Here is a 5,631-nt window from a genome sequence, read left to right on the forward strand (position 1 = left end):
CCGCCGCGATGTCAGCGCGGCTCATGGCGCTGATGATGCCGCCGTGCCCCACGTTGCCGCCGGGCTTGTGCATCCCAAAGGAGTGGGACTCGAAGGCGATGTAGGGGCTGCGATGAAGTCGCCGTTGAGGTCCGCCGGCGGGTTTGCGGGGTCATAGACGTAGTGGTACATGAGGATAGGCGCGCCGCCCTGCATGGTTTCCATCGACTCGACAACATGCACGGTGCGCACTGCCTTTGCGGTATGACCAGACGAGTCCGACACGCGATAGCTCACTTTGTACGTGCCGGGTTTGGAGGTGTCGACCTTGTCCGAGATTTTAATCTTGGCGTTGAGCAGGCCGTCGGTGGGCTCGGCGGCATGGGCATCCGTCTCGAGGTATTCTTCTCCCTTGAGCGCATAGGTGTCTTTGGATCCGTTGAGGCCGATGACGATTTCACCGGCGCCGCCGCCAGCCGTGCTGTCTTCTATGATGGGCGTCATGGCGTCGAGTGTAACGCGAAAACGCTCCAAGAATAGGAGCGTTTTCTGAGAGTCGTCTTATGAAATTGTCATGCATCCGTTGGTGGCGGAGCTTTTTCGTACTGACTTTGAGAAACCCGGAGTTTGGAAGGTCTTGAGAGCAGCAAAACCGCAGGTTGCGGCAAGGCGCAAAGAGCGCGTACTCGGCAAATCGGGAAAACAGTACGAAAAAGCTCGACCCTTCGGCGGGGTCACCGCCCCGACGCAGTACGACCCTACTTGAGGAACATGTTCTTGAGGTTAAATTCCGCCTGCACAGTGCGCAGCATGAGGTCGGTGTCGTCGAGGCCCAGGTGCAGCTCGTTCTCGTCCGCGGCGAGCGTCCCGCGGCGACGCGCCCAGTTCTGAAGGCTCGCCGGGGCGCTCTCGCGGGGCAGGGTGCGGACCTCGCCGTCGATGGAGCGGCAGATGTGGCGCGAGTCGATGACGATGATCTTGCCCGCGCGCCGGGCCTCGGCGTACCCGGGGAGGTGCAGCATGAACCAGCTATCCTCGAAGGCCGCGTTATGGGCCATGATGGGATAGCGCTTCATGAGGCGGAGCAGCTCCTTCTGCAGCTTCGTATCGGAGCGGAACGGGGTCTTGCCCTCGAGGTCGCTCCACTGGATGTGGTGGATGTCGGCCAGCGGCACGCCGGTCTCGCGGTACATCTCGGGGATGCCGCAGTAGAAGGCCTGCGGGTCGTGCGGGACCGCGTCGCTCTTCAGGTCCATGAGCTCCCAGCCCACGTTGATGATGTAGCCGCGCTCCGGCGCGCGGCCGGTGGTCTCGATGTCGATGCCCAGCACGGTGCCCTTGATGGGCTTGCGGACGTAGGCGACGGAGTAGGCGTCGCGGTCGCCGCGGACCTCGCGGGCGACGCCGGCGGCGGTGCGGCCCTGCATCTTGGCGATGCCGGCGCACAGGTCTGCGTCAGTGAGGTTGCGGGCGAGCAGGGGGCTGGAGAGGTTGCGCAGGCGCGTCTCGCCGATCTGGTCGCACAGCTCGCGGTTCTGGTCGGCGAGGGTGAGGATGACGTCGAAGCCGAATCCGGGCTCGTCGTTCGCGCGCCACTCGTCGAGCAGCGCCTTCATGGCCTCCTCGCCGCGCTGGCGCTCGGACTCCATGGCATCGTAGTCGCCGTAGATGAACATGGGGATGAAGGGCTGCATCGAGTACTCGAGGGCTTGCTGGACGTTCATATGGTTCGTGCTCCTATCGTGGTGCGCCGCGCTCCGTGCGCGAGGCCGTGACGCCTGCGGCGGGCCCGCGGGGAATGCGCGGCGGTCGAAGTTTCCGCTCAAGAGTATAGAGGGTCATCGAAGGGTCGAAGTGTTTAGGGTGTGAAACTTTTAAGCCGGCGGATTGCCGGTGCCGCGCGTGCCCGGTTGCCCGCGGCGCCTTGTCGCTCGCCCGCCGATCTCACGGGGCCGCGTGGTCGGGTCTTCGGAGGGGCTCAGCGGCGTCCGTGCGCCGGCGGTACAATCGAGGGGTAGGCACCCACAAGCTGTCGAAGAAAAGGAGGCTGCAGATGGCTAAGTTGGATGGTAAGGTCGCTCTCATCACCGGCGCCGCCGCCGGCCTGGGCGAGGGAATCGCCATGGCCTATGCCAAGTACGGCGCAAAGCTCATCATGGTCGACCTGTCCCCCTCGGTGGAGGAGACCGCCGCGAAGCTCCGCGAGGAGTACGGCTCCGAGATCATTACCGTGGTGGCAAACGTGGCCGACCGAGCCCAGATGGACGAGGCCGCCGCGAAGGGCATCGAGACCTTCGGCGAGATCAACGTCGCCTGCTGCAACGCGGGCGTGTGCCGCCTCGCCCCGTTCGAGGAGATGGACGACGCCACGCGCGACTTCCACATCGACGTGAACATCAAGGGCGTGTGGAACACCTGCAAGGCCGTGGTGCCCTACATGCTCAAGCAGGGCGGAGGCAACATCGTGATCGCGTCCTCCGTCACGGGCGACATCGTGGCGGACGCCGGCGAGGCCGCCTACGCTATGACCAAGGCCGCGCTCGTGGGTCTCACCAAGTGCCTGGCGGTGGAGTACGCCGATCGCAATATCCGCGTGAACTGCTCCCAGCTGGGCTACGCCCGCACCCCGATGGTCGAGAAGATGGCGCTCGAGTCCAACCCCGACGACCCCGAGTCCGCCATCGCCGACATCGCCGTGGGCGTGCCTATGAAGCGCCTGGCCAACCCCATCGAGGTGGGCGAGCTCTTCGCGTTCCTCGGCAGCGATGAATCCAGCTACCTCACCGGCTCGCAGATCGTCATCGACGGCGGCAGCACCCTGCCCGAGACGATGTCCATCGGCACCAACTAGTGCCTAGCGGCTGAGCGGCGAACCACCGAGTGCAACTGTCGCCCGACTGCGCGGCGCTGCGGTCGGGCAGATTTTTTATGGTTGTGAAATGCTGTCTGTCGTCATGAGTTATCCAAGGGAAACTATTAGTATACTGGTTCACTCGCGTATCGCGTGTTTGCCAGGTGGCGCACGGGGTATGTAAACAGCTACCCTCGGGGCGTCGGGTCCCGTTGGATGTTCCCGTTGAGGAGAGTCGTTCGTGGATCTGCTGCTGCATTTCTTTGAGCATGCGCTCGAGGACACCCTCGCGCTCGTGCCGTTCCTGTTTGTGACCTACATCGCGCTCGAAGCGCTCGAACATGCCGCGGGTGCCCGCGCGAACGCGGTTGTGCGCCGAGCGGGCGCTGCCGGACCGGTTGTCGGCGCACTGCTGGGCGTGGTCCCGCAGTGTGGCTTCTCGGCCATGGCGGCTACACTCTACGCTGGACGCGTGGTGACGCTCGGTACGCTCGTGGCGGTGTTTCTCTCCACGTCCGACGAGATGCTGCCCATGTTGGTTGCCGAGCAGGTCGAGGCGGGTTTGCTGTTTCGCGTGCTGGGGCTGAAGGTTCTGGTCGCGCTCATCACGGGCGTGGTGGCGGACCTCGCCATCCGCGCGCTGCGCAGGAATGCTCGCGTGCACGCGTTCTTGCGTCGCACGGTGCTCTCCGTTCGCCGCGATGGCATGGAGGCCGATGTGGTGGATCAGATGGCCGAGGGCGGGGAGACCGCCGAGCACATCTGCTGTCTGTGCGAACAGGACCATTGTGGCTGCGGGCATCGTCACGTGCATACGCATGGGGGCGAGCACGGCCACGAGCACGGTCATGACCACGGTCACGAGCACGCCGACGGACATGTTTCGGGTTGTGACCATGATCACGGCCACGGTCATGACCATGGTCATGCCGGTGGACGCTTCGGAATCGTCGGGTCAATCGTGATGAGCGCCGTCTCGCACACCGTGCAGGTGAGCCTCTTCATCTTCCTGGTAACGTTCGCGCTGGTGCTCGTCCTGGAAACGGTGGGTGAGGACGCTTTGGCCGCGTTCCTTTCGGGCAATCGGCTGCTCGCGGTATTCGCCTCCGCGCTGGTGGGCCTGGTGCCCAACTGCTCGGCGAGCGTGGTGATCACGCAGCTCTACCTGGAGGGCGTGCTGGGCTTCGCGCCCCTCATGGCCGGCCTGCTCGCGTCCGCCGGCGTTGGGTACCTCGTGCTGTTCCGCACCAATCGCCATCCGCGCGAGAATACCGTGATCGTGGCCGGGCTGTTCTTGGTCGCATGCGTTTGGGGCCTGGTGTTCGCAGCGCTGGGGCTGTAGCGCGATTTAGTTGTCGAGCGCCTCGCGCAGGAGCTGGGCGAGGTTGCGCTGGAAACGCTCGCGGTCGTCGTCGGTGAAGGCGGCCGGCCCCTGCGTGCGCCCGCCCGCGCGGCGGACCTTCTTCTCCTCGTGACGGATGAACAGCTGCATGTCGATGGTCGCCTTGTTGTAGACATGGCCACGCACCCCGATGGCCGTGGCTCCGCGGCCGAGCACCATGCTCGCGAGGCCGATGTCCTGCGTTACGACCACGTCGCCGGGCTGCAGGCGCTCGATGATGGCGAAGTCCGCGCTGTCGGCGCCGCAGGAGACGTCGAGCGTTTCCGCCCAAAAGCCCGGATGCGAGGTGTCGCGCCCACGGGCGTGCTCGGCGTCGCGCGGGTCGTCGCGCCGTATGCGCCGAGCGAGGTTTTGCGTGGAGTTACCGGCGATCAGCACGGGGACGCGTGCCGAGCGCGCGCAGGCGAGGGCCTCACGGGTGACCGGGCACGCATCGGCGTCGATGATGAGGGTGGGCATGGAGGGTCCAGTTTCTCGAGGGTCATTCGGTTTATTCGAAGATTACGGTGCGTGGGCGTGGCTGGCGACCGATGGGCCTGGCATTGATCCCTTGGCCTCCGTTGACATATTAAAATGGCTGCTCGCCGATTACATTGAAGCTTGAGGGTTTTTTGTCTGCACGGAATAGTATGGTGTACCTCGAGGACGAAAAAGGGCCCTCGATGAGGGCCCTGGCAAGTCAAACTGCCGCCTACGCGGCGCCGAAGGCATTTTTGGCAAAGCCGTATTTTGACTCGCAGTGTCGTCCTGACTGGTAATCAAGACGTGCTTACTGTAGCACAGATTGGGGACAAGATGAAACTGCGCAATATTCAAGGTGACTACAACATTGGTCTTGACCTTGGAACCGGCTCTGTGGGGTGGGCGGTTACCGGTGTAGATGGCGAGCTTCTCACGCAGAACGGTAGGCCGACGTTGGGAAGTCGCGTTTTCCCTTCGGGCGAAACTGCTGCGGACGCTCGGCTCAAGCGCGGTCAGCGCCGTAGGTATGAGCGTCGTCGTTGGCGTCTGGATTTGCTGCAGCGCTTTTTCGAGAATGATATGGCTGATGTAGATCGGACTTTCTTTATCCGCCTTAAACAGGCTCGCCTCTTGCGTGAAGATAGAGATGAGTCGTGTCGCGATTACCACAGCCCTCTCTTTCTCACCGTTGATGCGGAGAGAGACTATTACAAACGCTTCCCCACAATTTACCACCTTCGTGTCTGGCTGATGACCACCGAGAAAAAGGCCGACCTGCGGGAGATTTATCTCGCGCTGCACAACATCGTCAAGCATCGAGGCAATTTCCTCCACCAAGACAATCCCAGCTTGAGCGCATCTGCTGCCAACATGGAAGATTCTGTTGAGCAGCTGTGTCTTGCGCTGGAGGATCGATGCATCACCCTGGACATTCCTT

General features: G+C 63.3%; 6 protein-coding genes. 3 read left to right on the forward strand and 3 right to left on the reverse strand.

Features of this window, described 5'->3' with window-relative positions; translation table 11 throughout:
- Positions 1-21: 21 nt before the first annotated feature.
- Positions 22-513, reverse strand: a complete 492-nt coding sequence (locus ACT8II_RS09050; protein WP_366921396.1) for a DUF5011 domain-containing protein — start codon at positions 511-513, stop codon at positions 22-24.
- Positions 514-737: 224 nt separating this feature from the next.
- Positions 738-1,703, reverse strand: coding sequence for a 3'-5' exonuclease (locus ACT8II_RS09055; RefSeq protein WP_118653111.1), 966 nt, complete (start codon positions 1,701-1,703; stop codon positions 738-740).
- A 329-nt stretch (positions 1,704-2,032) separates the two neighbouring features.
- On the opposite strand from ACT8II_RS09055, the gene ucpA reads away from it, so the two are divergent.
- Both ucpA and ACT8II_RS09065 read left to right on the forward strand, forming a co-directional pair.
- On the forward strand, positions 2,033-2,830 hold the full coding sequence (gene ucpA / locus ACT8II_RS09060) for an SDR family oxidoreductase UcpA (RefSeq protein ID WP_118653113.1): 798 nt from the start codon (positions 2,033-2,035) through the stop codon (positions 2,828-2,830).
- A 241-nt stretch (positions 2,831-3,071) separates the two neighbouring features.
- Positions 3,072-4,172 carry a putative manganese transporter gene (locus ACT8II_RS09065; RefSeq protein WP_118653115.1) on the forward strand — a complete coding sequence of 367 codons (1,101 nt, stop codon included), beginning with the start codon at positions 3,072-3,074 and terminating at the stop codon, positions 4,170-4,172.
- A 6-nt stretch (positions 4,173-4,178) separates the two neighbouring features.
- Here ACT8II_RS09065 and ACT8II_RS09070 read toward each other — a convergent pair whose 3' ends face one another.
- Positions 4,179-4,691, reverse strand: a complete 513-nt coding sequence (locus ACT8II_RS09070; RefSeq protein ID WP_118653117.1) for a YaiI/YqxD family protein — start codon at positions 4,689-4,691, stop codon at positions 4,179-4,181.
- A 336-nt stretch (positions 4,692-5,027) separates the two neighbouring features.
- On the opposite strand from ACT8II_RS09070, the gene cas9 reads away from it, so the two are divergent.
- Positions 5,028-5,631, forward strand: a 604-nt coding sequence (gene cas9, locus ACT8II_RS09075) for a type II CRISPR RNA-guided endonuclease Cas9 (protein WP_443813896.1), incomplete at its 3' end; no start/stop codon positions are given.

Source organism: Collinsella sp. (assembly GCF_052346665.1).
Taxonomy (GTDB): Bacteria; Actinomycetota; Coriobacteriia; order Coriobacteriales; family Coriobacteriaceae; genus Collinsella.